General features: G+C 69.6%; 26 protein-coding genes and 1 tRNA gene. 12 read left to right on the forward strand and 15 right to left on the reverse strand.

The genetic code is table 11. The features are described from left to right. Window positions 1–18: 18 nt before the first annotated feature. Window positions 19–1425, forward strand: a complete 1407-nt coding sequence (locus tag CFK41_RS08920) for a multidrug effflux MFS transporter (protein WP_227873015.1) — start codon at window positions 19–21, stop codon at window positions 1423–1425. 9 nt (window positions 1426–1434) lie between these two features. Here the strand turns inward: CFK41_RS08920 and CFK41_RS08925 are convergent, their stop codons facing one another. The 3 genes from CFK41_RS08925 to CFK41_RS08935 form a co-directional block, all read right to left on the reverse strand. Then, window positions 1435–2199 carry a DinB family protein gene (locus tag CFK41_RS08925; protein ID WP_096801018.1) on the reverse strand — a complete coding sequence of 255 codons (765 nt, stop codon included), beginning with the start codon at window positions 2197–2199 and terminating at the stop codon, window positions 1435–1437. 131 nt (window positions 2200–2330) lie between these two features. Continuing rightward, window positions 2331–2906, reverse strand: a complete 576-nt coding sequence (locus CFK41_RS08930; protein ID WP_096799337.1) for a maltokinase N-terminal cap-like domain-containing protein — start codon at window positions 2904–2906, stop codon at window positions 2331–2333. A 40-nt stretch (window positions 2907–2946) separates the two neighbouring features. Beyond that, complete coding sequence (locus CFK41_RS08935) at window positions 2947–3861, reverse strand: transglutaminase domain-containing protein (protein ID WP_227873016.1); 915 nt, start codon at window positions 3859–3861, stop codon at window positions 2947–2949. Between the two features lie 85 nt (window positions 3862–3946). Here CFK41_RS08935 and CFK41_RS08940 point away from each other — a divergent pair, with 85 nt between their 5' ends. Together CFK41_RS08940 and CFK41_RS08945 are read left to right on the forward strand one after the other, a co-directional pair. Further along, window positions 3947–4750, forward strand: a complete 804-nt coding sequence (locus CFK41_RS08940) for a TSUP family transporter (protein WP_096799338.1) — start codon at window positions 3947–3949, stop codon at window positions 4748–4750. 98 nt (window positions 4751–4848) lie between these two features. Then, entirely contained in the window at window positions 4849–5751 is a 903-nt protein-coding gene (locus CFK41_RS08945) for a PAC2 family protein (protein WP_096799339.1), read from the forward strand. A 12-nt stretch (window positions 5752–5763) separates the two neighbouring features. On the opposite strand, the gene CFK41_RS08950 is transcribed toward CFK41_RS08945, so the two are convergent. Next, the gene (locus CFK41_RS08950) at window positions 5764–6561 is read right to left on the reverse strand and encodes a transglutaminase-like domain-containing protein (RefSeq protein ID WP_227873017.1); all 798 of its coding nucleotides are present in this window, start codon (window positions 6559–6561) and stop codon (window positions 5764–5766) included. 163 nt (window positions 6562–6724) lie between these two features. Here CFK41_RS08950 and CFK41_RS08955 point away from each other — a divergent pair, with 163 nt between their 5' ends. From CFK41_RS08955 to CFK41_RS08965, 3 genes are read left to right on the forward strand one after another with little or no spacing between them, the layout of a single operon-like run. Next, window positions 6725–7828 (forward strand): Gfo/Idh/MocA family protein, encoded by a 1104-nt coding sequence (locus CFK41_RS08955; RefSeq protein ID WP_169928886.1) that lies wholly within the window; start codon window positions 6725–6727, stop codon window positions 7826–7828. A gap of 46 nt (window positions 7829–7874) precedes the next feature. Beyond that, window positions 7875–8876, forward strand: coding sequence for a sugar phosphate isomerase/epimerase family protein (locus CFK41_RS08960; RefSeq protein WP_096799342.1), 1002 nt, complete (start codon window positions 7875–7877; stop codon window positions 8874–8876). A 4-nt stretch (window positions 8877–8880) separates the two neighbouring features. Next, window positions 8881–9513, forward strand: a complete 633-nt coding sequence (locus tag CFK41_RS08965; RefSeq protein ID WP_096799343.1) for a TIGR03085 family metal-binding protein — start codon at window positions 8881–8883, stop codon at window positions 9511–9513. Window positions 9514–9519: 6 nt separating this feature from the next. On the opposite strand, the gene CFK41_RS08970 is transcribed toward CFK41_RS08965, so the two are convergent. Beyond that, a complete protein-coding gene (locus CFK41_RS08970) occupies window positions 9520–10539 on the reverse strand; it encodes a methyltransferase (RefSeq protein WP_096799344.1) in 1020 nt (339 codons plus the stop codon). 95 nt (window positions 10540–10634) lie between these two features. On the opposite strand from CFK41_RS08970, the gene CFK41_RS08975 reads away from it, so the two are divergent. After that, on the forward strand, window positions 10635–11426 hold the full coding sequence (locus CFK41_RS08975; protein WP_096799345.1) for a ParA family protein: 792 nt from the start codon (window positions 10635–10637) through the stop codon (window positions 11424–11426). A gap of 101 nt (window positions 11427–11527) precedes the next feature. Here CFK41_RS08975 and CFK41_RS08980 read toward each other — a convergent pair whose 3' ends face one another. The 6 genes from CFK41_RS08980 to CFK41_RS09005 all read right to left on the reverse strand — a co-directional run bounded on the left by CFK41_RS08980 (window position 11528) and on the right by CFK41_RS09005 (window position 15534). Continuing rightward, window positions 11528–12112 carry a MerR family transcriptional regulator gene (locus CFK41_RS08980; protein WP_096799346.1) on the reverse strand — a complete coding sequence of 195 codons (585 nt, stop codon included), beginning with the start codon at window positions 12110–12112 and terminating at the stop codon, window positions 11528–11530. A gap of 129 nt (window positions 12113–12241) precedes the next feature. Further along, on the reverse strand, window positions 12242–12934 hold the full coding sequence (ftsR, locus tag CFK41_RS08985) for a transcriptional regulator FtsR (protein ID WP_096799347.1): 693 nt from the start codon (window positions 12932–12934) through the stop codon (window positions 12242–12244). 4 nt (window positions 12935–12938) lie between these two features. Beyond that, the gene (locus tag CFK41_RS08990) at window positions 12939–13382 is read right to left on the reverse strand and encodes an FHA domain-containing protein (protein WP_096801020.1); all 444 of its coding nucleotides are present in this window, start codon (window positions 13380–13382) and stop codon (window positions 12939–12941) included. 126 nt (window positions 13383–13508) lie between these two features. Continuing rightward, window positions 13509–14261 (reverse strand): DUF881 domain-containing protein, encoded by a 753-nt coding sequence (locus tag CFK41_RS08995; protein WP_096799348.1) that lies wholly within the window; start codon window positions 14259–14261, stop codon window positions 13509–13511. Continuing rightward, window positions 14258–14590 (reverse strand): small basic family protein, encoded by a 333-nt coding sequence (locus CFK41_RS09000; protein WP_096799349.1) that lies wholly within the window; start codon window positions 14588–14590, stop codon window positions 14258–14260. The genes CFK41_RS08995 and CFK41_RS09000 overlap by 4 nt, the downstream gene beginning before the upstream one ends. Further along, window positions 14587–15534 (reverse strand): DUF881 domain-containing protein, encoded by a 948-nt coding sequence (locus CFK41_RS09005; RefSeq protein WP_096799350.1) that lies wholly within the window; start codon window positions 15532–15534, stop codon window positions 14587–14589. The genes CFK41_RS09000 and CFK41_RS09005 overlap by 4 nt, the downstream gene beginning before the upstream one ends. 219 nt (window positions 15535–15753) lie before the next feature. Here CFK41_RS09005 and CFK41_RS09010 point away from each other — a divergent pair. Next, window positions 15754–15827, forward strand: a tRNA-Pro gene (locus tag CFK41_RS09010). 376 nt (window positions 15828–16203) lie between these two features. Here the strand turns inward: CFK41_RS09010 and CFK41_RS09015 are convergent. Further along, complete coding sequence (locus tag CFK41_RS09015; protein WP_096799351.1) at window positions 16204–17163, reverse strand: DMT family transporter; 960 nt, start codon at window positions 17161–17163, stop codon at window positions 16204–16206. Here CFK41_RS09015 and CFK41_RS09020 point away from each other — a divergent pair. Then, window positions 17162–18571 carry an aminotransferase-like domain-containing protein gene (locus CFK41_RS09020; protein WP_096799352.1) on the forward strand — a complete coding sequence of 470 codons (1410 nt, stop codon included), beginning with the start codon at window positions 17162–17164 and terminating at the stop codon, window positions 18569–18571. The genes CFK41_RS09015 and CFK41_RS09020 overlap by 2 nt on opposite strands. 58 nt (window positions 18572–18629) lie before the next feature. Here the strand turns inward: CFK41_RS09020 and CFK41_RS09025 are convergent, their stop codons facing one another. Further along, on the reverse strand, window positions 18630–19556 hold the full coding sequence (locus CFK41_RS09025; RefSeq protein ID WP_096799353.1) for an EamA family transporter: 927 nt from the start codon (window positions 19554–19556) through the stop codon (window positions 18630–18632). 79 nt (window positions 19557–19635) lie between these two features. Here CFK41_RS09025 and CFK41_RS09030 point away from each other — a divergent pair, with 79 nt between their 5' ends. Further along, window positions 19636–20526, forward strand: coding sequence for a LysR family transcriptional regulator (locus CFK41_RS09030; protein ID WP_096799354.1), 891 nt, complete (start codon window positions 19636–19638; stop codon window positions 20524–20526). Between the two features lie 43 nt (window positions 20527–20569). Here the strand turns inward: CFK41_RS09030 and CFK41_RS09035 are convergent, their stop codons facing one another. Further along, window positions 20570–21628, reverse strand: coding sequence for a bifunctional NAD(P)H-dependent oxidoreductase/GNAT family N-acetyltransferase (locus CFK41_RS09035; RefSeq protein WP_096801021.1), 1059 nt, complete (start codon window positions 21626–21628; stop codon window positions 20570–20572). A 30-nt stretch (window positions 21629–21658) separates the two neighbouring features. Here CFK41_RS09035 and CFK41_RS09040 point away from each other — a divergent pair, with 30 nt between their 5' ends. Then, window positions 21659–22153, forward strand: a complete 495-nt coding sequence (locus tag CFK41_RS09040) for a MarR family winged helix-turn-helix transcriptional regulator (RefSeq protein WP_096799355.1) — start codon at window positions 21659–21661, stop codon at window positions 22151–22153. Here the strand turns inward: CFK41_RS09040 and CFK41_RS09045 are convergent. Then, entirely contained in the window at window positions 22130–22708 is a 579-nt protein-coding gene (locus CFK41_RS09045) for a TetR/AcrR family transcriptional regulator (protein WP_096799356.1), read from the reverse strand. The genes CFK41_RS09040 and CFK41_RS09045 overlap by 24 nt on opposite strands. Before the next feature lie 73 nt (window positions 22709–22781). On the opposite strand from CFK41_RS09045, the gene CFK41_RS09050 reads away from it, so the two are divergent. Next, the gene (locus tag CFK41_RS09050) at window positions 22782–23189 is read left to right on the forward strand and encodes a VOC family protein (RefSeq protein ID WP_096799357.1); all 408 of its coding nucleotides are present in this window, start codon (window positions 22782–22784) and stop codon (window positions 23187–23189) included. Window positions 23190–23193: the final 4 nt, after the last annotated feature.

Here is a 23193-nt window from a genome sequence, read left to right on the forward strand (position 1 = left end):
CACCCTGAAAGGACCCCTGTGGCACCCGCCGCCGACGACTTCCCCCGCGAGGACCCTCGCGACCATTCCTCCGACGAACCGCTCACCTCCACCGGCTCCGTCCCCGCCATCACCGGTGCGATCCCCACGATCACCGGGGCGATCCCCGTCCTCGAGGATCCGGCGGACCACGAGCTCGCCCATCTGCCCGACCAGGACGAGCTGCGTCGCTCGCGCGGAAAGGTGACCGCGATGGTGATCATCGTGCTCACCACGCTCAGCGCGATCGGCCCGCTGGCGACCGACATGTACATCCCGGCGTTCCCCGACGTCGCCGCGGAGCTCGGCACCACCGCCTCCCGCATGCAGCTGACGATCACCGCGTTCTTCCTGGGGACGGCGAGCGGCCAGGTCGTCGCCGGTCCGCTCTCGGACCGGATGGGCCGACGGGTGCCGCTGCTGATCGGCATCACGCTGTGCCTGCTGGCCTCGATCGGCTGCGCGGTCGCGCCGAACGTCGACGCGCTGCTCGTGCTGCGTGTGCTGCAGGGGATCGGCGGCGGGTTCGGCATGGTGCTGGGCCGTGCCGTGCTCATCGACATGACCGACGGCCCCGAGCTGTTCCGCATCATGAACATCATGCAGGGCGTGGGCGGAGTCGCCCCGATCGTCGCCCCGCTGATGGGCGGGATCATCCTGCTCTTCGGCCAGTGGCGGGAGGTCTTCGTGGTGATCTCGGTGATGTCGCTGGTCTCGCTGCTGGGCGTGCTGTTCCTGATCCCGGAGTCCCTGCCCGTCTCACGGCGTCACTCCGGCGGGTTCCGCACCTTCCTGCGCAACTGCCGCACACTGCTGCGTCGGCGGATCTTCGTCGCGTACATGCTGGTCAACGCCTTCTCCGCCTTCGCGCTGATGGCCTACGTCTCCGCCTCGTCGTTCGTGGTCCAGGAGATGCTCGGCTTCACGTCCACGGAGTACTCGGTGAGCTTCGCGATCAACTCGATGGGCATGATGGCGCTGTCGCTGCTCTCGGCTCGGCTGACCCGCACCATCCACCCGCGCAAGCTCATCCGGGTGGGCCTGATCGTGGTGTCGCTGGCGAGCTTCTCGCTGCTGATCGGGAGCCTGTTCCTGGACACCCCGGCGTGGATCGTGCTGCCGGCGTTCTTCTTCACCGTCGCGCCGCAGGGCATGATCTTCGGCAACGGCGGAGCGCTCGCCTCGGATCAGGCGCGCGAGTTCGCCGGCACCGGCTCGGCGATGCTCGGGCTGGGCTTCTCGTTCTCCGCCTCGATCGCCGCACCGCTGGTGGGCATCGCGGGCACGCACTCCTCGCTGCCGATGGCGATCACGATGGTGGTGGGCTGCCTCATCTCGGCGACCTTCTTCGTGCTCGCGGGCCGGGGGAGCGGCGGCGACACCTCGCGCCTGCCCGGCGCGGCCTGACCTGTCCCCTCAGACCGCGGCGAGGTCGCGCAGGGTGTAGCGCAGGTGCTCGGCCTCCTCGGTGAGCAGCACCCGCAGGCAGCGGCGCACCCGATACTCCCGGACCGGATATCCCGGCCCGGGGGTTCCGGCGCATCGGCGGTCGAGCTCCTGCTCGTCGAGGCCCTGGAGGAGCTCCTCGACGGCGGCTCGGCGCTCGTCGCGCATCTCGAGCACCTGGTCGAGGTCCGGCGTCGCGTCGAGGTCGAGGCCCAGGGCGCTCACCACCTCCTCGGTGGTGCCGTCGGCCGGCAGCCCCCAGGGATGGTGCGGTGCGGACTCCTCGAGCACGGCCGTGCCGATCCAGGCGTCGGCGGCGAACCGCAGGTGACGGAGCGTCTGGACGACCGACCATTCGCCTCTGACCTGCAGGTTCGCAATATCTGTGGGGGAGTCGCGCACCGCGGTGAGCACGCTGTCCCAGCGATCCTGGAGAGCCGCCCAGGTGGCTCGGATCTCGTCCGGCGTCGAGGCCTCACGGGCCATCCGTCGTTCCGGCAGTCGCTCGTCGAGCACGGCACGCACATGGTCGGTGACGTCGACGTCGTCGACGATCACGCGGCCCAGCGCGCCGCTGACGGAGACCTCGTCGCCGATACTGTCGGCGATGCGCAGTCCGTCGACCTGGCTGTCACGGATCTCCAGGCCGCGCAGATCGCGGCCGCGCAGCAGCGCGCCGCGCAGGTCGATCGCGGCGAGATCGACGTCCGGGCGGGAGTTCTCATCAGGTTCCATGAGCGCAGTGTGCCGCACGGTGCCGACGGATCAGCGTCGAACGCCGCTCTCCAGGCACGTCACGCACCGCCGATAATGCACGTTATGTAAAGTGACGTGAGCGGGGCGCTGACCGACCGCTTCCCCGGCGATCAGAGCGCCGCGACCACTCCCTCGCCGCCGTCCCAGCTCGCCACGAGACGCACCGCGCCGTCGAGATCACCGAGCGTCCGCGCCACGATGAACGTGACGTCCTCGTCGGCGCTGTCGAGCGCATCCTCGACCTCGGACGCCTCGACGTCGACCTCACGTCGCAGGATCACGCTCTGCGGACGGATCTCCACCACGGCGCCCTCCGCGTCGACGATCTGGAGCTCCGCCTGCTCCTGCTCGCCCTCGAGCGCCCGGCGGAAGCAGTCCAGCGCGAGCTCGTCACCGAGACCGTCATAGATGTGGCGCTCCCCCAGCACCGAATGCTGCATCGTGCCCACCAGCGACTCCTCGGCCCCTTCGAGCGGCGTGCCGCGGTAGGTCAGCGGCAGGTGGTAGATCGTCTCGCCCACGCGCACCACGTGGCACTCGATGCCGACCTCGCCCTCGGGGTCGTCGAAGCGGTACGCGCCGATGACCTCGAGCTCACCGGATTCTCCCCAGGACCGCGAGGACAGCAGCTCCTGCAGGATCTCGGGCTTGGACGGGCTGAGCTCGGCACGGTGGATGATCGCCATGGCTCCACGGTAGTCCCCCGCGGCGTCCCGCGGCGCGGGCTCACCGGCGCAGATCCACCTCGGCCATGCCGTCCCCGACGGGCGAGAAGCTCCGCACCGTCTCTCCCGGGTGCAGCCGGTCATCGGAGGTGTAGAGGGAGTGCAGCCTCGTCTCGGCGTCGGTGTCCCCCGCGTCGGCCGCGATCAGGAGTGCGGCGACCTCGTCGAGAAGCGCGAGCAGCGCGGCGTCCATCTCCTCCTCGGGCCCGGGGATCGCGCCCCAGTCGTCCCACAGCAGCAGCTCGTCCCCATAGCGGTGGGCGAGCTCCCAGAAGAGCTCGGCGAGCACGAACCCCTCGCCGTGCAGGGGATGGCCCGGCGCGACGCCGAAGCTCTCGGGGTCCAGCTCCCCCGCCCGCACCGCCCGGAAGGCCTCGGCCGCGGTGAGGAACGGCGAATCCGGGCCCGCCGGGATGTCCAGGGGATCCGGGAGCATCCCGCTGTCGGGGGCGACCTCGGGGTCGACGCGCCGCCACCGGTCCCCGTCGTGCAGCTCGACGATCACATGGTCGTGGTGCCAGCCCGGGACGAAATAGCTCGCGAAGCCGACCCGGCTGCGCGCCGGAAAACCGTGCTGGCGCAGGATCGAGACGGCCAGCAGGGTGTGGTCGCGGCAGCATCCCTGCAGGCGGGAGGCGAGCGGGCGAGGGTCCGTCAGAGCCGCGGCGCCGTGCCGGTCCTGGTCGCGGCCCAGCATCTCCGCGACCCAGCGCAGGTTCACCTCGTCCTGGGTCTGCGGCGAGAGCTGATCCGCTTCGGCCCGGTAGTGGCCGATGAGGTTGCGCACCACGGCGCCGGTCCCCCGGTCCGTCGGCTCCAGCACGTCCAGCAGCGCTGCCTGCGATCCGGGATCGCTGTACGGGGTGTGCCGCGCCCAGTCGGCAGGGACGGGCGGCATCGAGAGCATCATCGCCATGGGCTCAGTGTGCCCCTGTGTCCTCCGGCCCAACAGAGGGCGGACGGATTTCCTGCCCGTGCGCGGCGGGGTGTTGACTGCAGGTGTGCCCCTGTTCGACGAGCTCCTGCAGCTCTCCGCCCTCACCCTCGTGCTGCTCATCGGCGCGGCCTTCCTCGCGGGGTGGGTGGATGCCGTGGTGGGCGGCGGCGGTCTGATCCAGCTGCCGGCGCTGCTGACGGCCCTGCCCTCGGACGCCCCCACCGGCACGGTGCTCGGGACCAACAAGCTCGCCTCCGTGGCGGGGACGGCGGTCTCCTCCTGGACCTACCTGCGCAGGATCCTGCCGGTGGGCGCGACGGTGGTGCCGCTCGTGGTGTGCGCCCTGATCGGCAGCGCCCTCGGCGCCGCCCTGGCCGGCTCCGTGCCCAAGGCCTGGCTCTCCCCCATCGTGCTGGTGGCGCTGCTCGCCGTGGGGACGTACACCCTCCTGAAGCCCTCGATGGGCCTCGAGCACGCGCCGCGGCACAGCGGCCGCGCCCAGGTGCTGCGCGCGGGGGCGATCGGCGGCGCGATCGGTGTGTACGACGGACTCCTCGGCCCCGGCACCGGCAGCTTCTTCATCATCGCCATGGTGGCCGTGCTGGGGTACGGGTTCCTCGAGGCGAGCGTGCATGCCAAGCTCGCGAACCTCACCACCAACATCGGTGCGCTGCTGGTGTTCGGGATGCAGGGCGACGTGTGGTGGGTCCTCGGGGCGCTGATGGCGGTGGCGAACGTGATCGGCGGCTACCTCGGGGCGCGGCTCGCCCTGAGGTTCGGCTCGAGATTCGTCCGCGTGGTCTTCCTCGTCGTCACCGGCGCGCTCGCGGTGCGCCTCGCCATCGACTCGGTGGCGCTGCTCACGTGAACGACGCCTCCGCGCGGGGAATACCCCCGCTCGACCGCTCGTTGCACCGGAGGTCACCCCATCCGCCGTGACGGCGGACTGTCGCCCTGGAGGTCAGCATGGATCCGACGACCCTGTTCAGCTACGAGCGCCATGTCGACTCGCGCTCCCTGCAGGGCCGGACCCTGCTCGTCACCCTCGGCGCGTACAGCGACGCGGGCGAGTCCCAGCAGCTCATCGACGACCAGCTCCTGAACTCGCTCTCGAGCCGCGTCGTCGGCCGCCTGGACATGGACCAGGTCTATGACTACGCCGGGCACCGCCCCGAGGTCACCCTCCAGCTCGACCACTTCTCCGACTACGAGCGTCCCGAGATCCTCCTGCACGAGGTCACGGCGCTGGACGGCGAGACCTTCTTCCTGCTCAGCGGTCCTGAGCCCTCCTTCCAGTGGGAGCGGGTCGCCGGCGCCCTCCAGATCGTGGTCGAGCAGCTCGGGATCGAGCGGACCCTGCTGCTGCAGAGCTTCCCGGCGCCGGTCCCCCACACTCGCGAGCTGCCCGTGACCCGCTTCGCCGGGGACCCGGAGTCGATCGTCGTGCGCCGCACGATGCCGGGGACGTTCCGCCTGCGTGCACCGTTCACGGCGCTGCTCACCCTGCGGCTCGCCGAGGCCGGGCACGACGTCGTGGGCCTGACCGTGCACGTCCCCCAGTACCTGCACGAGATGTCCTACCCCGATGCCGCGATCGCCCTGCTCGGCGCGATCACCGAGGAACAGGGCCCGCAGCTGCCCACCGACTCGCTCGAGGCCCAGGCAGGGCCCGTGCGCGAGGCGGTCGCCGCCCAGATCGACGCCCAGCCGGCGCTCCAGGAGATGGTCAGCGGGCTCGAGACGCGCTTCGACCGCATGATCACCTCCGGGGCCGGGGCCGAGGTGCCCACCGCCGAGGCGATCGCCGCCGAGGTCGAGCAGTACCTCGCGAGCTTCGACCAGGAGGATGGAGAGGGCCCGGCCGCCTGACCGCTGCCCGACTCAGCGCAGCGCGATGCGCTCGCGGTGCACCTCGCGCGGCAGCACCGGGTTCACCACGGCGGTGACCTGGATGCCGGTGAGGGTCACATTCCCGGCGAGCGTGGTCATGAAGGCGGTGTCGGCCGCATCCTGTCCGGTCGCGATCCGCATCATCGAGGCGCGCGGCGCGAGGTGGGTCGCATCGACCGCCAGCCAGCTGCCGTCGATCAGCGCCTCCACCACCAGGTGGAAGTCCATCGGGCTGAGCCCCGGGGCGTAGACCGAGGAGCAGCGCGCCGGGATCCCGCCGGCGCGCAGGAGCGTCGCCGTGAGATGGGCGTAATCCCGGCACACCCCCTGACGCGAGACGTAGGTGGAGCGCGCCGAGTCGGTGATCGTGCTCGAGCCCGGCACGTACTCGAGGTGCTCGTGCACCCAGTCGACGACGGCGTCGAGCGCCGCGGTGCCCTCTCGCCCGCAGATCACCTCGGCGGCGATCCTCTCGAACTCGTCGACCTCGCAGTAGCGCGAGGGTCGCAGGTGCAGCACCGCATCGGCCTCATCGCTCACGAGCACCGGCGCGGCGGTCGCACCGCGCGCCTCGTAGGCGATCTCGACCGTTCCCTCGGGCAGGCCCTGCAGCAGGTGCAGGCGGCTGCCGAACCGATCCCGGGTCTCCGTGACGGGATGCTCGGCGCCGTCGGCCCGGACCACCAGGTGCTCCTCGGCGATCGGTGCGTCGGAGGCGGCGATGAGCAGAGCCACGTCGGTCCCTGCCGTCACCTCTGCCTTGATCCAGGCGTGCGCATGTCTGTCCACCTGTCCAGTGTCCAGCATCCGCGCCCCCTCGCGAGACCCCCGTGGGCTCGTTGCCGCCTCGTGATCGTTCACATAGGGTTGTGACGCAGTCAACGTCGATCGTCCGTCCCGCCAGGAGGAGCCCTCCGTGCCCCAGCCGTCCCGCCGCCCGCTCGGAGTCGCCATGATCGGCTACTCCTTCATGGGCCGAGCCCACTCCCAGGCCTGGCGCACCGTCAGCAGCGCCTTCGACGTCCCCGCCGTGGCTCGCCGCGTGATCGTCGGTCGGGACGAGACCGCGGTCGCCGAGGCCTCCGGCCGCCTGGGGTGGGAGGAGCATGCCACCGACTGGCGCGCCGTCCTCGACCGCGACGACATCGACATCATCGACATCTGCACCCCGGGCTCGCTCCATGCGGAGATCGCCATCGCCGCGCTCGAGGCCGGCAAGCACGTGCTGTGCGAGAAGCCGCTCGCCAACGACACCGCCGAGGCCGAGGCGATGACCGAGGCCGCCACCGCTGCGGCCGCCCGCGGCCAGATCGCCGCCCTCGGCTTCACCTATCGGCGGGTGCCGGCGCTGGCGCTCGCCCGCCAGCTGGTCGAGTCCGGCCGGCTCGGCACGATCCGCCAGGCGAAGGCGGCGTACCTCCAGGACTGGCTCGCCGATCCGGAGTCCCCGATGAGCTGGCGGCTGCGGAAGGAGACGGCCGGGTCCGGCGCACTCGGCGACATCGCCTCGCACGCCATCGACCAGATCCAGCATCTCACCGGGCAGCGGGCCACCGCGGTGCGGGGGCGCCTGGCGACATTGGTGCCGCAGCGCCCCGGGCCCGACGGCCCCGAGGCGGTCACCGTCGACGACGCCGCCTGGGCCACGCTCGAGCTCGACGGCGGCGCGATCGCCTCGGTCGAGGTCTCGCGGATGGCCACCGGGGCGAAGAACCGACTCACCGTGGAGCTCTACGGGACCGACGGCGCCCTGCGCTTCGACCTCGAGAACCCCAATGAGCTCTGGTTCCTGGACGCGACGCTCCCCATCGCCGAGCAGGGGTTCTCACGCGTGCTGGTCACCGAGCCCGAGCACCCCTACCTCGAGGCCTGGTGGCCGCAGGGCCATGTCCTGGGCTGGGAGAACGCCTTCAGCAATCAGGCACGGGACCTCCTGCTCGCGATCGACGGCACCGCCGAGTACTCCCCCGGCTTCGCCGACGGCCTCGCGCTGCAGAAGGTGCTCGACGCGATCATCGCCTCCGACGCCGCCGATGGCAGAACCATCACCCTCTGACCCGACCCACCGCACGCCGCACCACATCGCGAAGGAGCATGTCCCCATGGCACATCCGCACACCCTGTTCACCGGTCAGTGGGCCGACCTCACCCTGGACGAGGTCGCCGAGCTCGCGGCCGGCTGGGGCTACGACGGCCTCGAGATCGCCGTCGCCGGCGAGCACCTGGACGCCTCGCGGTGGGACGACGAGGAGTACATCGCCGAACGCCTGAGCATCCTGGAGAAGCACGGCCTGAAGTGCTGGGCCATCTCCAACCACCTCAAGGGACAGGCCATCTGCGACGACCCGATCGACTTCCGCCACGAGGCGATCGTCGGCCCGGCCGTCTGGGGCGACGGCGACGCCGAGGGAGTGCGCCGGCGCGCCGCGGAGGACATGAAGAACACCGCCCGTCTCGCCCAGAAGCTGGGCGTCGAGACGGTCATCGGCTTCACCGGATCGAAGATCTGGAAGTACGTGGCGATGTTCCCGCCGGTGCCCCAGGAGGTCATCGACGAGGGATACCAGGATTTCGCCGACCGCTGGAACCCGATCCTCGACGTCTTCGACGAGTGCGGCGTGCGCTTCGCCCACGAGGTCCACCCCTCGGAGATCGCCTACGACTACTGGACCACCGAGCGCACCCTCGAGGCGATCGGTCACCGCGAGTCCTTCGGCCTGAACTGGGACCCCTCGCACTTCATGTGGCAGGAGATCGACCCGGTCTCCTTCATCACCGACTTCGCCGACCGGATCTACCACGTGGACTGCAAGGACATCCGGGTGCGGATCACCGGCCGCAACACGCGCCTGGGCTCGCACCTGGCCTGGGGCGACCCGCGCCGCGGCTGGGACTTCGTCTCCTTCGGCCGTGGGGACGTGCCGTGGGACGCCGCCTTCCGCGCGCTGCGCTCGATCGGCTACGAGGGGCCCATCTCCATCGAGTGGGAGGACGCCGGGATGGACCGGCTCCACGGGGCGAAGGAGGCCATCGAGCTGCTGCGCACCCTGGACTACCCGGCCTCCGAGGTCTCCTTCGACGCCGCGTTCAGCAACCAGGGCTGAGACGGTGGCACCGAGCACCGGGCACGACGAGCGAGCCGAGCTCGCCGACACCTTCCTCGCCCTCGGGCCGCAGGCCGAGACGATCCTGCCGGGCTGGGACGCGGCGGACCTGCTGGACCACCTGCTGGTCCGCGAGGGACATCCCCATCTGGTGGCGGGGTCCTCGCTGCCGGGCCCGATCGGGCGGCGCGCCGCCCGGGCACGCCAGGCCCTGCGGGACCGGCCCTGGGAGCAGCAGGTGGACGCGCTCCGGGCCGGGCCGGGCCGCCTCTCCCCCGCCGGGACCGCGGACCGCCTGAGCGGCCAGGGCGAGCTGCTGATCCACCACGAGGATCTGCGGCGCGCTCAGGACGGCTGGGAGCCGCGCCGTCTGAGCGTGGAGGCGACGGCCGACGCGTGGAGGTCGCTCGGCCTCATGGCGCCCCTGGTGGTGCGTGTGCAAGCCGACGTCACGCTGATCTCCCCGCTCGGCGGCCGACGCCTCCGCTCCCGCCGCGGCGCCGGCAGCCTGCGGATCCATGGTGAGCCGCTCGAGCTGCTGCTGTGGGCGAGCGGCCGGGATCGCGTGGCGCGCGTACGGGTGCACGGCGACGAGGGCGGGATGCGGGCGCTCGGGGAGAGCCGACGGGGGCTCTGAGCGTCCTCAGTCCCGCGCGAGCAGGAACAGGCGGGGGTGGTGGCCCTTCTGGAAGAAGCGATGCTCCCCCGTCGGCCGCCAGCCGGAGGGAGCGGTCTCGAGCACCCGCTGCATGCGGGTGATCTCATGGGTGAGGACACCGAGACGAGCCCCGGGCGCCGCCAGCTCGGCCGCACGGGCCAGCAGATCCGCGAGCAGCTCCTCGTTGGTCTCGTGCTCGCCGAGGAGAGTGCCCCAGGGCGGATTGGTCACGATCCTCGAGAAGCCGGGCTCGAGCTCCGCCGTACGGACATCTCCCTCGAGCCAGTCGATGCGTCCCTTGCGCCGTGCCGCGCGCTGATGCGCGCGGGCCGCGTCCAGCGCGGACGGATCGAGGTCCACGCCGACGGCGCGGGCGGGGACCGCGCTGTGCAGCTGCTCGACCAGGAAGGTTCCCGAGCCGCAGGTCATGTCCAGCAGCGAGTCCTCCTCCCCCACCTGCAGCAGGTCCAGCACCGTCGCGGCGATGGTGGCGTTGACCGCTCCGGGATAGTTCACGGTGCGCCAGGCCCGGGTGGCCAGCGGGCGCGGTGTGGTGCGCAGCAGCACCTGCCAGGTCACCGGTGCGGCGCCCCGGCGCACCCGCACCACCAGGTCGCCCTCCTCGGAGACCGGCAGGTCCGCGAGCTCGCCGAGGGCCTCGGCGAGACGGCGCATGTCCGGGGTGTCGGAGCCGGCGGCCTCGAGGCGCAGCCCGTGGAAGCGCTGACGGGGCCGCTGGCGTCGGATCTCCTCGAGCAGCTCCGCGAGCCGCTGCTGGACCGAGGTCTCCAGCAGCTCCCGGGGTCGACGGGCCGGGACCGTCAGGGCCGTCGAGGCCGCGACCACGCGACGCAGCGAGCGCACCCCGTCGAGGTCACCGCTGCGCAGAGCGAGCTCGGTGGGGCCGATCCGGCGCACGGCACCGAGCTCCCGGGCCTCCTCCAGAGCGCTCTGCCCGCAGCCGTCGAGCACCTCGAGCACGAGATCATGCGTGATCTGCGACATCCGACCTCCCCGGTCATCGTATTCCTGACGATCCACGCAGGCTACCCGCACGTCGCGGTGCCGGGGCGCGGGCTGGGGTCGGTAGACTGCGAAGCGTGTTCATCGTCAGTGTGTGTTCCCTCAAGGGCGGCGTCGGCAAGACGTCCGTGACCCTCGGCCTGGCCTCCGCGGCCCTGCACCAGGGGGTGAACACGCTCGTGATCGACTTCGATCCTCAGGGCGACTCCACCCTCGGGCTGCTCGGCGAACCGGCCAGCTCCCTGGACATCGCCGAGGTGATCACCTCCCCCCGGACCGAGACCATCGACCGCGCGATCATCCCGACCCCGTGGGCCGCCGATGCGGCCTCGCATCTGGACATCATCCCGGGATCGAACCGCTCCGCCGTGATGGACGCCCCCGCGCAGAGCCCCAAGGACGTGCGCCGGCTGCATCTGGCCCTGGAGAAGCGCAGCCATCAGTACGACCTCGTGCTCATCGACTGTCCGCCCTCGCTGAACGGGCTCACCCAGATGGCGCTGGCCGCCTCGGACCGCGCCCTGGTGGTCGCCGAGCCCGGCTTCTTCGCCGTCACCGCGGCGGACCGCGCGCTCAAGCTCGCCGCCGAGATGCACGAGGACGGCATCGCCCCGCGCCTGCAGCCCCTGGGCCTGGCCGTGAACCGCTACCGGCCCCGTTCCGTCGAGCACCAGTACCGCCTGGCCGAGCTGCGGGAGCTCTTCGGCGATGCGGTGCTCGAGCCCGTCATCGAGGAGCGCGTGGGTCTGCAGCAGGCCCAGGGCGGCGCCGTGCCGCTGCACAAGTACGAGGGCGCCTCCGGAAAGAGGCTCACCGAGGACTTCGATGCGCTGCTGCGCACCGTGATGGATTCGCGCCAGAACTCCTGACCTCTCCCCCGCGCCCCGGCGCGACGAGAACGGCGAGCCCCTTCCCGGGGCTCGCCGTTCTGCTGTGCGAGGGACCGCCTGCGCGGTCGTGGAGCGGTGGCTCAGCCCGCCTGGCGTGAACGACGGCGCTCGGCCAGCTCGTCCTGCAGGGCGAGGGCGGCATCGTCGGCCGGGTTGACGCCGGGCAGGACGGCGAGATCGTTCTCGACCTCGCGCCAGACGCGGCCCACGGCGATGCCGAACACGCCCTGGCCGCCCTGGACCAGGTCGAAGACGTCCTCGGCGGAGGTGCACTCGTACACCGAGGCGCCGTCGCTCATGAGGGTGATGCCGGCGAGGTCGTCGATGCCGCGCTCGCGGAGCGCGCTGACGGCCACACGGATCTGCTGGAGAGAGACCCCGGTGTCCAGGAGGCGCTTGACGACCTTCAGCACGAGGATGTCGCGGAAGCCGTAGAGGCGCTGGCTGCCGGAGCCGTGCGCGGCGCGGACGCCGGGCTCGACGAGGCCGGTGCGCGCCCAGTAGTCGAGCTGGCGATAGGTGATCCCGGCGGCCTTGCAGGCGGCCGGGCCTCGGTAGCCGAGCTCGCCCGGGGTGTCCACCACGTCGTCGAACAGCACGCCCTGCGCGGGCTCTGCGGGGACGGTGGACTGTTCAGTGCGATCATCGCCTCGAGTGGCGTTCACGGCTACCTCCGGGTTCCGGCTCTCCGAGGGGGAAGGGTGAGAGCACCTGATCAGGGTAGCGCGAAGAACCCGTCGACCGACAGCAACTCGCCGGTCGAAGGTCACGGACGGGTGACGGCCGCTGGGGCCTCAGCCCTCCCGGAGCTTGGTCCGCAACATGGCCCCGTGCAGGGAGATCATGGATTCCCCCAGGTCACGGGCGAAGTCTTCCGCCTCACCACGGGCTGCCGAGTCCCCGGAGCGGGACCGGGGCCGGGCCACGGAGCGGATCATGTGCGCCTCCCGCTCGGCAGCCGTGCGGAGCATCACCAGGTGGCGGGGATGCAGACCTTCGTCGGCGAGGTCACGGGCGGCGGTGACGATCTCGAGCTCGGTGGCCCCGTAGAAGAGGTCCCCCTCGGGCAGCATCCCGAACTGCTCCAGCTCGGCGAGGAACTCCTCCTCGACGCCGGCCTCCCGGGCCAGCCCCCGACGGTCCAGCCGGACGGCCTGCAGCGTCGCCGAGGGTCCGGGACGCGAGGCGATCGAGGTGACCTCGGAGTCGACGCCGTGCTCGAGCAGGTGCTCCTTGATGACCTTGAGCGGCCAGAAGCGGTCGCGCTGGGCGCGCAGCACGAAGCGGAGCCGATCCACATCGTCCCGGCTGTACTTGCGATAGCCCGACGGCGTCCGCTCCGGCGTGATCAGCCCCTCGGACTCGAGGTAGTGCAGCTTGGAGTGCGCGAGATCCGGGAACTCGTCCCGCAGGATCTCGAGCACCTGGCCGATGCTCAGCCGGGAGGTCGCGGGAGAGCTCGGTCTGCGCGAGGCAGAAGCCGGCATCGAGTCAGGCCGTCCCGTCGACGACGTAGTACGTCAGGCGGTACTTCCCGATCTGCACGTCCTGTCCGGACTGCAGGCGCGCCTCGTCCACGCGGTCCTTGCCGACATAGGTGCCGTTGAGCGACCCCAGGTCGCGCACCAGGAAGCCCTCGCCGTCGCGGACGAAGGCCGCGTGCTGGCGGGAGACGGTCACGTCGTCGAGGAAGATCTCGCTCTTGGGATGACGGCCCGCGACCGTGGTCTCGGAGTCCAGCAGGAATCGCGCACCGAGGTTGGGGCCCTTGCGCACGATGAGCAGCGCGCTGCTCGGGGGCAGGTTCTCGATCGCCCGACGATCCTGGGACGAGAGACCGGGGTCGGCGTCGTCCACGGGGTCATTGGGCGAGATCGCGCTCAACTTCGACGTGTGATCGAGATTGTCGTCGTTCCACTCGGTGTTCGCTGACACCACGCACCCCTTCCTGGCCTGCTGCGGATCCGGTGCGATGAGCGCACGGGATTCCGCACGCTCATCCTCGCATGCCGCGAGAGGTGGGCGGGGCCTTCTCGACCACGTCAGGGCAAGACTTGACGATCATTTGACCACTCGGGAATGCTCCGGTGCGCTCAGCTGCACCGTCGCATCGATCCGCACGTCGTCGTCCGCGATCGCCGCGAGGCTCCCGCCGTCGCCGGCGACGGAGTCCGCCGCGCCGCCCGGGATCCGCAGCGCCGGCTCCATCACGGCGGGGTCCCCGATCGCCCGGATCTCGTACGGCGACCCGATCGCGGTGCCGTCGACCAGCAGTCCCCCGCCGGGGGCGGTGGTGATCGAGGTCGACGCCACCACGCGCACGTCGCCGATCTGGATCACCTCGGCCCCGGCGTTGCGGAGCTCCTGGACCACACCCAGCAGCGTCGAGGCGCGCACGCCCTGCTCGGGATCCGCGATCGTGATGACCGCGCCCCGGCCCGTCGCCGGCACCGTCCCGGCGAGGATCTCCAGGTCGGACAGCCGCTCCTCGGCGGCGTTCTGGGCCGCGACGTCGTCCTCCCGGCCGGAGCGCAAGGTCTCCAGGGTCCGCTCGAGCTCGGCGTTCTCGACCTCGAGATCGGAGGAGTGACGACCGGACTCGTCCAGCAGGCGCACCAGCTCCTGCTGGCTGGCGCCCTCGAGAGAGTCCTCCCCCTGGCGCACCTGGGCGGCGATCGAGAGGCCCAGCAGCAGGCACAGCAGGCCGACGATCACCTGGGCGGTCGTGGCCTGCGGGCGCAGCGAGTCGCCCAGGCGCCGCCAGACCAGCCGCTGCTGGTCCGGCGACTCCGGGGTGCGGGTGCCGTCGGTCATGACCGGAAGAGCAGGCGCCGGATGGCGGCCGCGTTGGAGAAGATGCGGATCCCGAGGACCACGATGACCGCGGTAGAGAGCTGGGAGCCCACCCCGAGCTGATCACCGAGGAACACCAGGAAGGCCGCGATCCCGACGTTGAACAGGAACGAGGTGATGAAGACATGGGAGTCGAAGGCGCCGTCGAGGCTGGCTCGCAGGCCTCCGGCCAGGGTGTCCAGCGCGGCGACCACGGCGATGGGCAGATAGGGCTGGAGCAGGACGGGAACGTCCGGCTGCACGACCAGGCCCAGCACGATGCCGAGCACCAGTCCGACGATGGCGATCACGGGGAATCCTCCTCGGTGCCGCCCTCGGCGGCGGTCGATGCGGTGCCCGGCTCCTCGGCCGGGAGCGTCTCGGACGCGGGCTCGGAGTCCTCCTCGAGGACCGAGGCCTCACGGAGGGTCCCGCTGGGGAGGGCAGGGACCGAGAGCTCCTCGGACTCCTCCCAGGAGCGACGGATCCCGAAACGGGAGGAGACCCCCTGGAGGTACTCCCCCGTCTCCGACTCGTCGACCGTGGTGCGCAGCTGCTCGGCGTCGCCGAGCGCCGTGATGCGGTACGGCGGCGACAGGGGGTGGAAGTCGACGAGCACGGCGGAGCCGGCCGTGCGGATCGCCGTGGAGGGCCCGACCCGCTGTCCGTTGACCGAGATCGCCTCCGCGCCCGCGGCCCACAGCCCGTTGACGGCGATCTGCAGGTCTCCGTCGGTCACACGGTTGACGGTCCCGGCCCCCGCCCCCGGGCTGGAGGGGAGCGGGGCGGAGTCGTCCAGCTCCAGCACGACGCCCGGTCCGCTCAGGACCGTGCCCGTGCCCGCCGTCTCGAAGGCGCCGAGACGCTCCGCGGCGCCGGCCTCGCCCTGCTCGAGCACCTCGGCCTGGGCGTCGGCGACCTGGGACTCGAGGTCTGCCCGGCGCTCCTCGAGCTGCGACGCCTCGGTGCGGGTCTCCCGCACCTCCGCCTCGAGCAGGGCGCGGGGGCTGTCCTCCGCGGCGGCCTCATGCCGGAGGTCGAGGACGGAGACGGCGACCGCGAAGCCGAGCACGAGCGCGAGGAGCAGCGTGATGGTGCGCGTGTACCGGTTGTCCGGCGGCGCGGCCTCCGCGGCCGGGTGCTCGTGCGGACGCAGCGGGGCGACGCTGTACGGGTTCGCGGTCAGGGCGCGCAGCAGCGAGGTCGGCGAGTACGGGGTCTCACCGTGGGGAGTCTCGTGCTCGGCCGGGCGCATGCCTGCAGTGTAGGAGCGGGCCGCAGGCGGATCCCGCAGACCCGCTGGGCGAGCCGCCGAGCGAGCTCCCGGCACCGCTCCCCCACTACCCCACGGCGCGCCCTCCGACTCGCCACGGCACAGGTGCCGCAGGTCACGCCCTTCCCGATTCGCTCTTCCGGGCAGTGTCGGGGTACTGTATTCCTCGGTCCTCCGGTGACGGAGAACCACGAAGGATCTCGGGCTGTGGCGCAGCTTGGTAGCGCACCTGACTGGGGGTCAGGGGGTCGCAGGTTCAAATCCTGTCAGCCCGACAAAAAAGCCCAGGTGAGAGCATGTTTCTCACCTGGGCTTCGTCGTTTTCCTGGGTGGTCACTTGCTGGTCCACTCGCTAGATCTGCTCGATCCGGGCACCGTCGAAGTGGACCAGTCCCGTTAGGCGTCGTAGCCCGCGGAGTGCACCAGAAGGTGCCCGTGAAGTTCAGTCCGGAGTTGCGATACCGCACCGTGCGCATGGTTCACGACAGTCAGGCCCGAGAGGGTGGCCCCGCTCGCAGTCGATTCGTGAGCTCACCCCGCGGTTCGGGGTCGGCGATGATGAGACGCTGCGGATCTGGTGCACTCCCTGCGGGCACCACCGAGCCTGCGGGTTGCCACGGATCAGCCGCTTAACCTCTGCGAGATCGGTCATCAGTTAGCGCGGAGTGTGTTTCGTACGCCTGCCTGCTTCCCTCGGTTGCGGGCGCGAACTGCGAGCAGTGCGCAGCCGATCACGGCGATGCCGCCGGTCACGGTCTGCCAGCCGATGTGCTCGCCCAACAGCATGGCCGCCCAGAGGATGTTCATCACGGGTTGAGTGAGCTGCACCTGGCTGACCTGCGACATTGGGCCGATGGCGAGGCCGCGATACCAGGCGAAGAACCCGAGGAACATGCTCACCGCCGCGAGGTACGCGAACGCGCCCCACTCCACGACGGTGCCCAGGGGAGGCTGCTGCACCACGGCGATGCTGGTCAGCAGAATCATCAGCGGCGAGGCGAGCACGAGCGCCCACGAGATCGTCTGCCACGACCCCATGCTGCGGGAGAGCAATCCGCCTTCCGCGTAGCCGACCGCGCAGACGACGACGGCGGCGAACAGCAGCAGGTCGGAGACATGCAGCCCGCCGAAACCGCCACCCTGGATCACGGCGAATACCACCGCAGCGACCGCGCCGAACGCGGCGGCGACCCAGAACGAGCGTGCGGGTCGTTCCCCCGTGCGCAGGACGGCGATCACCGCGGTCGCTGCGGGCAGCAGCGCGATCACTACGGCCCCGTGGCTCGCGGACGCGGTCGTGAGGGCGAACGAGGTCAGCAGCGGGAACCCGACCACCGCGCCGCCAGCGACCACCGAGACCTGTATCCATTGCCTCCGGCGCGGGAGTCTCTGCCGCGTCAACCCGAGGGCGAGCGCGGCGAGCGCGGCCGCGATCACCGCGCGGCCCGACCCGACGAACAGAGCCGACATGTGCCCGTTCTCTACCGCGACCCTGGTAAAGGGCACGGTGAAAGAGAACGCGGTCACGCCGAGCAGCCCCCACCACAGGCCGGCATGAGATACCGGTAGCAGTTTCGCAGAAGATAGAGTAGCGGTATCCTTGTTTCTCATGACCTATAGTAGCAGTGACCGCATTGTGTCCGCTCTCGGTGAGTGGATTGCGGCCGCTCCTGCGGGTGCACAGCTTCCGACGACGCGGCAGCTCGTCGCACGGTTCGAGGCCAGCCCGGTCACGGTGCAGAAGGCACTACGCACCCTCGTCGGCCAGGGTGTAATCGAGTCGCGCCCGGGCATCGGCACGTTCGTGCGCGGGATCCGGGCGGTCCGTCCGAACGACTACGGCTGGCAGACGGCAGCGCTCGGCTCCCCGCAGCATCGCGTTCCGGCCTCGTCGGCGGCGCTGCGTACCACGCCGAACGATGTGATCGCCCTGCACTCTGGCTACCCCGACAGGGAGCTGCTGCCCGAACGTCTGGTGCGGGCCGCGTTCGCTCGCGCTGCACGGAGCGAGGCGGCGGTGAGTCGCTCGCCCGCTACAGGCCTGCCCGAGCTGCAATCCTGGTTCGCCGCTGAACTCGGCGCGATCACTCCCACGGGCCTGACTGCCCCGGCCGCAAGGGATGTGGTGATCCTGCCGGGTAGTCAGAGTGGCCTCGGCACTCTCTTCCGCGCTCTTGTCGGAGCGGGGCGACCTCTGCTGATCGAGTCACCGAGCTATTGGGGGGCGATGCTCGCCGCCGCGCAGGTCGGCGTGCAACTCGTCCCTATCCCGTCCGGGCCGCGCGGCCCGAATCCCGACGACCTCGACCGCGCCTTCGCGCAGACCGGGGCACGCGCGTTCTACGCGCAACCGAACTTCGCCAACCCCACCGGCGGCCAGTGGTCGGCGGAACTGGGGGACGCCGTACTCGGGATCGTGCGCGAGCACGGCGCGTTCCTCATCGAGGACGACTGGGCGCACGACTTCGGCATCACCTCCGATTCCGTCCCCGTCGCCGCCCGTGACGACAGCGGCCATGTCGTCTACATCCGCTCACTCACCAAGAGCGTCTCCCCGTCCGTCCGGGTCGCGGGCGTGATCGCGCGCGGCCCTGCCCGTGATCGTATCCTCGCGGACACGCAGGCTCAGGAGATGTACGTCAGCTCCGCGCTACAAGCCGTCGCGGTCGATGTGGTCACGCAACCGGCCTGGCGCACGCACCTGCGCTCGCTCAGACAACAGCTCACGAGCCGCCGCGATCTCCTCGTCGACGCGCTCCGCGAGCACGCTCCGACGGCGCGCCTGGATGCTGTGCCGTGCGGCGGTCTGAACCTCTGGCTGCGGCTGCCCGACGACACGAACCTGCTCCAGCTCGCCCGAGAATGCGAAGCTCGCGGGGTCATCATCGCAGCAGGTGACGATTGGTTCCCCGCCGAGCCAACCGGCCGCTATCTCCGTCTGAACTACTCCGGCCCCAACCCCAGCGCGTTCTCCGAAGCTGCGCGGATCATCGGACAAGCTCTCACGAACAGACAGTGAACGGCTTCGGTGTCGATAGCGCTCCTGACCATGCCGATCGCGCCGAATGCAGCGGCTCTCATGATCGGACATGGTCTTTGTTTCTCGGTGGCGGGAGTTGACCGGCGACCATCGCGATGAGTGCTGCGGCGAAGCCGAGAAGTTGGAGTGGGGCCAGGGCTTCACCTGCGATCGCGGCGCCGAGCACCGCCGCCACGAGCGGAGAGAGCAGGCCGAGCAGGGCGGTTGCCGTCACAGGCAGACGCCGAATGCCGGCGAACCAGATGGTGTAGGTCAGCAATGCCCCGATCAGCCCCAGCCAGGCGTACCCCAGCACGGCCTTGCCGTCGATACCGGGCGGAATGCCGTCGATGAGCAGAGCCGGTAGCAGCAGGACAAGACCGGCCGCGGTGAGTTGCCACCCGGCCAGACCGACTGCTGATACCCCTTCGGGGCGCCCCCACTTCTTCGTCAGCACCACGCCGATGCCCATCGACACGGCACCGCCCAAGCCCGCGAGGATACCAAGAGGCGACATCGCAGCGTTCGGGCCGAGGACGACGAGCGCAACGCCGATCATGCCGAGCACGCCCCAGGTGACTCGCCAGAGCGAGAGCTTCTCGTGCAGGATCGCCACGGCGAGGAACGCGATAACGATGGGCTGTGCCGCACCCAGCGTGGCTGCTACTCCGCCTGGCAGCTGCTGGGCTGCGAGGAAGAGCAACGGGAAGAATGCGGCCATGTTCAAGGTGCCGAGCACGAGGCTCTTCCACCACCACGAACCGTGCGGCAACTGCCTCGCGATCAGGAGCGCGATCAGACCTGCGGGAAGCGAGCGCATCATCGCTGCGAAGAGAGGATGCCCCTCGGGCAGCAGGTGCGTTGTCACGATGTAGGTGGTGCCCCAGGCCATCGGGGTCAGCGCAGTCAGTATCGTCCAACCCACTCGGCGCGTGGATCTTGCGTGCACGCTTCGAGGCGTGCGCGGTGAGGTCGTGATGCTCATGGTTACATCGTCGGGTCCGACATGCTGATGAGTCCAGAACATTGTTGTCATATCAGTAATGAACAGGAATAATTGAAGTGTGGAGTTTCAGCAGATGCGGTATGTGGTCGCGGTGGCCGAGGAACGCAGTTTCACTCGCGCGGCGGAGCGGTGTCTCGTGGTGCAGTCCGCTCTGAGCCACCAGATCAAGGCGCTCGAACGCGAACTCGGGGTGAGGTTATTCGCGCGCACCAGCCGTAGGGTTGAGATCACCGCCGCCGGAGAGGCATTCCTGGCACGAGCACGAGAGAGTCTCGATGCGGCTGAACGGGCGGTCTCCGAGGCGGCGGAGGCGGACGGGCAGATTCGAGGCAGTCTCATCATTGGTGTGATTCCGACGGTGACCGCCATCGATATACCCGCTGCGCTCGGGCACTTCCATCGCGCCCACCCTGCGGTGCGGATCAAGCTCCGAGGCGGCGGTAGCGATGAGTTCGTCACCGCGATCAGCGAGGGCCGTATGGACGTGGCAGTGCTCGGGCTGCCCGACAGTGCACCCCCGAAAGGCGTGAACGCGCGCGTTCTTGCCAGGGAACGGCTCATCGTCGTCGTCTCCGCCGAGCATTCACTGGCTCGGCGTCGCAGACTGCGGTTGCAAGACTTGGCCGATGAAGTGTTCGTGGACTTTCCCGAAGGAACACCCGGACGGCTTCCCTCCGACCTCGCGTTCCAGGCCGCCGGCATCCATCGTGAGGTCGCCTTCGAAGCGATGAGCGCCGACCTCATCCTCGACCTGGTCAGGCAGGGCCTCGTGATCGCCCTGCTCTCACCAGCTGTCATTCCCGCCGGCAGCAACGGTCTTCGAATGATCCCGGTGACCGCTGGCCCCACCCGTATCGAGTACCTCGCGTGGAGCAGCTTCAATCCCGCCCCCGCGGCAAGAGCATTCCTCGAAAGCGTGCCGATTCCTCAATCGGGCGACGACAAGTAGGTGCACGGGCAGGGGACCGGATGTCAGTCCGTCGGGCCTCGCTTCAAGAACGCTTGACGAGTTCGACTGTTCCTTCGGGGTTCTCGGTGTGCTGGACGAATCCTTCGCTCGTGTACAGATGGATGTTCTTCGTGCTCTGCGATCCGGTGCTGAGCTCTATCCGGTCGCAGGAGCTGGCGAGAGCATCCGTCGCGTGCCGGAGGAGCCAGCGCCCGATTCCCCGCCCGTAGAGATCGGGAACGACGGCGAGTCTGCCGATGTGCCCTGTTCGCGATGCGCGTCGAGCGCGAACCATTCCGATGAGACGACCGTGGAGCCAGAGTCCGACGCTCTCCCAGTCGGTGAGCCAGGCCTGCACGTCTTCGAGGGTCTCGGTGAACGGAGCGAGGTCCAGCGTTTCGTTGCTCAACGCCTCGTCGACCCAGCAGCATCGCTGCAGAACCAGTACATGAGGGGCGTCGTTGGGAATCAATGGGCGTGTATAGCTACCGGGCAACGGCCCGACTTCGATACCGGGTCGTGCAGCCTCCCGCATGGGCTTGAGTGCGTGAGCTAGTCTGACCAGCTCCTCCAGCAAGCCGTTCGCCGACGCGGTCAGCTGTACGCTCGGACGCACCCCGGTCGAATCGATCGTGTCCTTCAGGCGCAGGGCGACGGTCGAGCCGAGGGGGACGAGACGAAGCGTCGTGATCACCTGCTTCGCGTGCTGCACGGATCGGGTGCCCGCCGACGTGTTGCCGTAGCTCACGAACCCCATGGGCTTCCATGCCCATTCATGGCTCAGGTAGTCGAGGGCGTTCTTGAGCGTTGCGGGCATGCCGTAGTTGTATTCAGGCGTGACCGCGATGAAGCCATCCGCCTCGTCGACGATCTTGCTCCACGCTTTGGTGTGCGGGTTTCGATAGGCGCCGAGCGCCGGATGTTCCTCCTCGTCGAAGAACGGGAGATCGAGATCGCGCAACGACACATGCTGAAGCTCGACGTCGAGTGCGTCAGCGTGGAGGGTGAGAGTGTGCAGGAGCCAGTCTGCAACCGCCGGGCCTATCGCTCCGGGTCTGGTGCTGCACGTGAGGATCACGACTCTAGGAGATTTCGTTGACATGTAAACGAGCATAGATCGTAGAATGATTACATGTCAACGAAAAGGGTGGGGTCGGCGGCGCCTTGGTTGAGCGAGGATGAGGAAGTCGCCTGGCGCGCGTTCCGTCGCATGATGGTCGCCGTGCAGGCCGGTGTGGTGCACGACCTTGCAGCATCGGGCCTCTCGGAGCCCGACTACGAAGTGCTCAGCACCCTTGTTGAAGCGCCGGAGATGATGAGCACACTGCATGCCCAGGCGCAGAAGATGGGGTGGTCGCGGAGCAGGCTGTCGCGTCACGCCGGCAGGATGGAAGCGCGAGAGCTGATTCGCCGTGACCCCGACCCGGCAGATGGCCGCGGATGTCTGCTCGTGCTCGCCCCCCTCGGGCTCGACGCCCTTCGCGAAGCGACTGCCGTGCACCTGGAATCCGTGCGCCGTCGCTTCGCCGATCGGCTCGACGCGCGCGACCTCCTCGACATCGTGCGAATCTCTGGAAAGCTCGCCCACGCCCCAGAACCGGGTCTACGAGACGGAGGCCGTGAGTAGTCTGTCGAGAACCCTGTGGGACTGCCGGCGAGCCAGATCGGTGTCATCGTGTTGGGCCGTCCAGAGGGCTGCCTCGTTCATCGCGCCGGAGAGCTGCGCGGTCGATGCATCGAGGATCTCTTCTGCAACTCCTGCCTCACGTAGTGCCTCTCGCAGATGCGTCGCCGAATTCTCCGCGTCGAGTCGGCGCCACTCCTGCCAGCCGGTCACCGCAGGTGCATCGATGAGCAGGATGCGCATGGCGGCCCCGTTCGTGATCGCATCGAGGAACGCGTGCGACCCGGCCCTGAGCTGTTCGAGAGGCTGCGGGTCTGCATTCTCTGCTGCCGCGACGACGGCTCGTGCGACGTCGGCTTGAAGGCGGGCGACGACGTCGGCGAACAATGCGACCTTGTTCCGGTAGTGGTGATAGACCGCTCCTCGCGTGACCCCGGCGTCCCGGGCGACGTCGTCGACGGAGACTTCACTGAAGCCTCGTACCGAGAAGAGCTCCTTCGCCGAATCGAGGATGCGTTGGGCTGTCTGGGCGGCGTCGGCTGCGGAGGCGCGGGGCATGGTCCTCTTCCTTTACGTACAGTCTGTATGTATGCTGGCTTCGTTACATTCATATCGTACGTAAAGGAGTGCAATGTCCGTCACCAGCCTCTATCCCGTGCTCATGTCTCGCGATGTCGACGCCGCTGCGTCCTTCTACCGCGACGTCATCGGTTTCGAGACGACCTTTGAATCGGACTGGTATGTCAGCTTGCGCTTAGGCGCGTTCGAGCTGGCGATCTTGGCTTACGATCACTCCACGGTGCCGGCCGGATACCGTGAGCTCCCCCGAGGAGTGATCGTCAACCTCGAAGTCGGCGACGTCGATGCCGTCCACAAGCAGTTGGCCGGCAGAACAGGGATGAACGTGGTGTTGCCGCTTCGCGATGAGGACTTCGGCCAGCGGCACTTCATCGTTGCTGCCCCCGACGGTGTCCTGCTCGATATCATCCAGCCCGTGGCCCCCAGTGAGGACTACGCGAGCGCGTATGCGCAGCCATAGCGGC

It is taken from the genome of Brachybacterium ginsengisoli, from assembly GCF_002407065.1.
GTDB classification, from domain to species: Bacteria; Actinomycetota; Actinomycetes; order Actinomycetales; family Dermabacteraceae; genus Brachybacterium; species Brachybacterium ginsengisoli.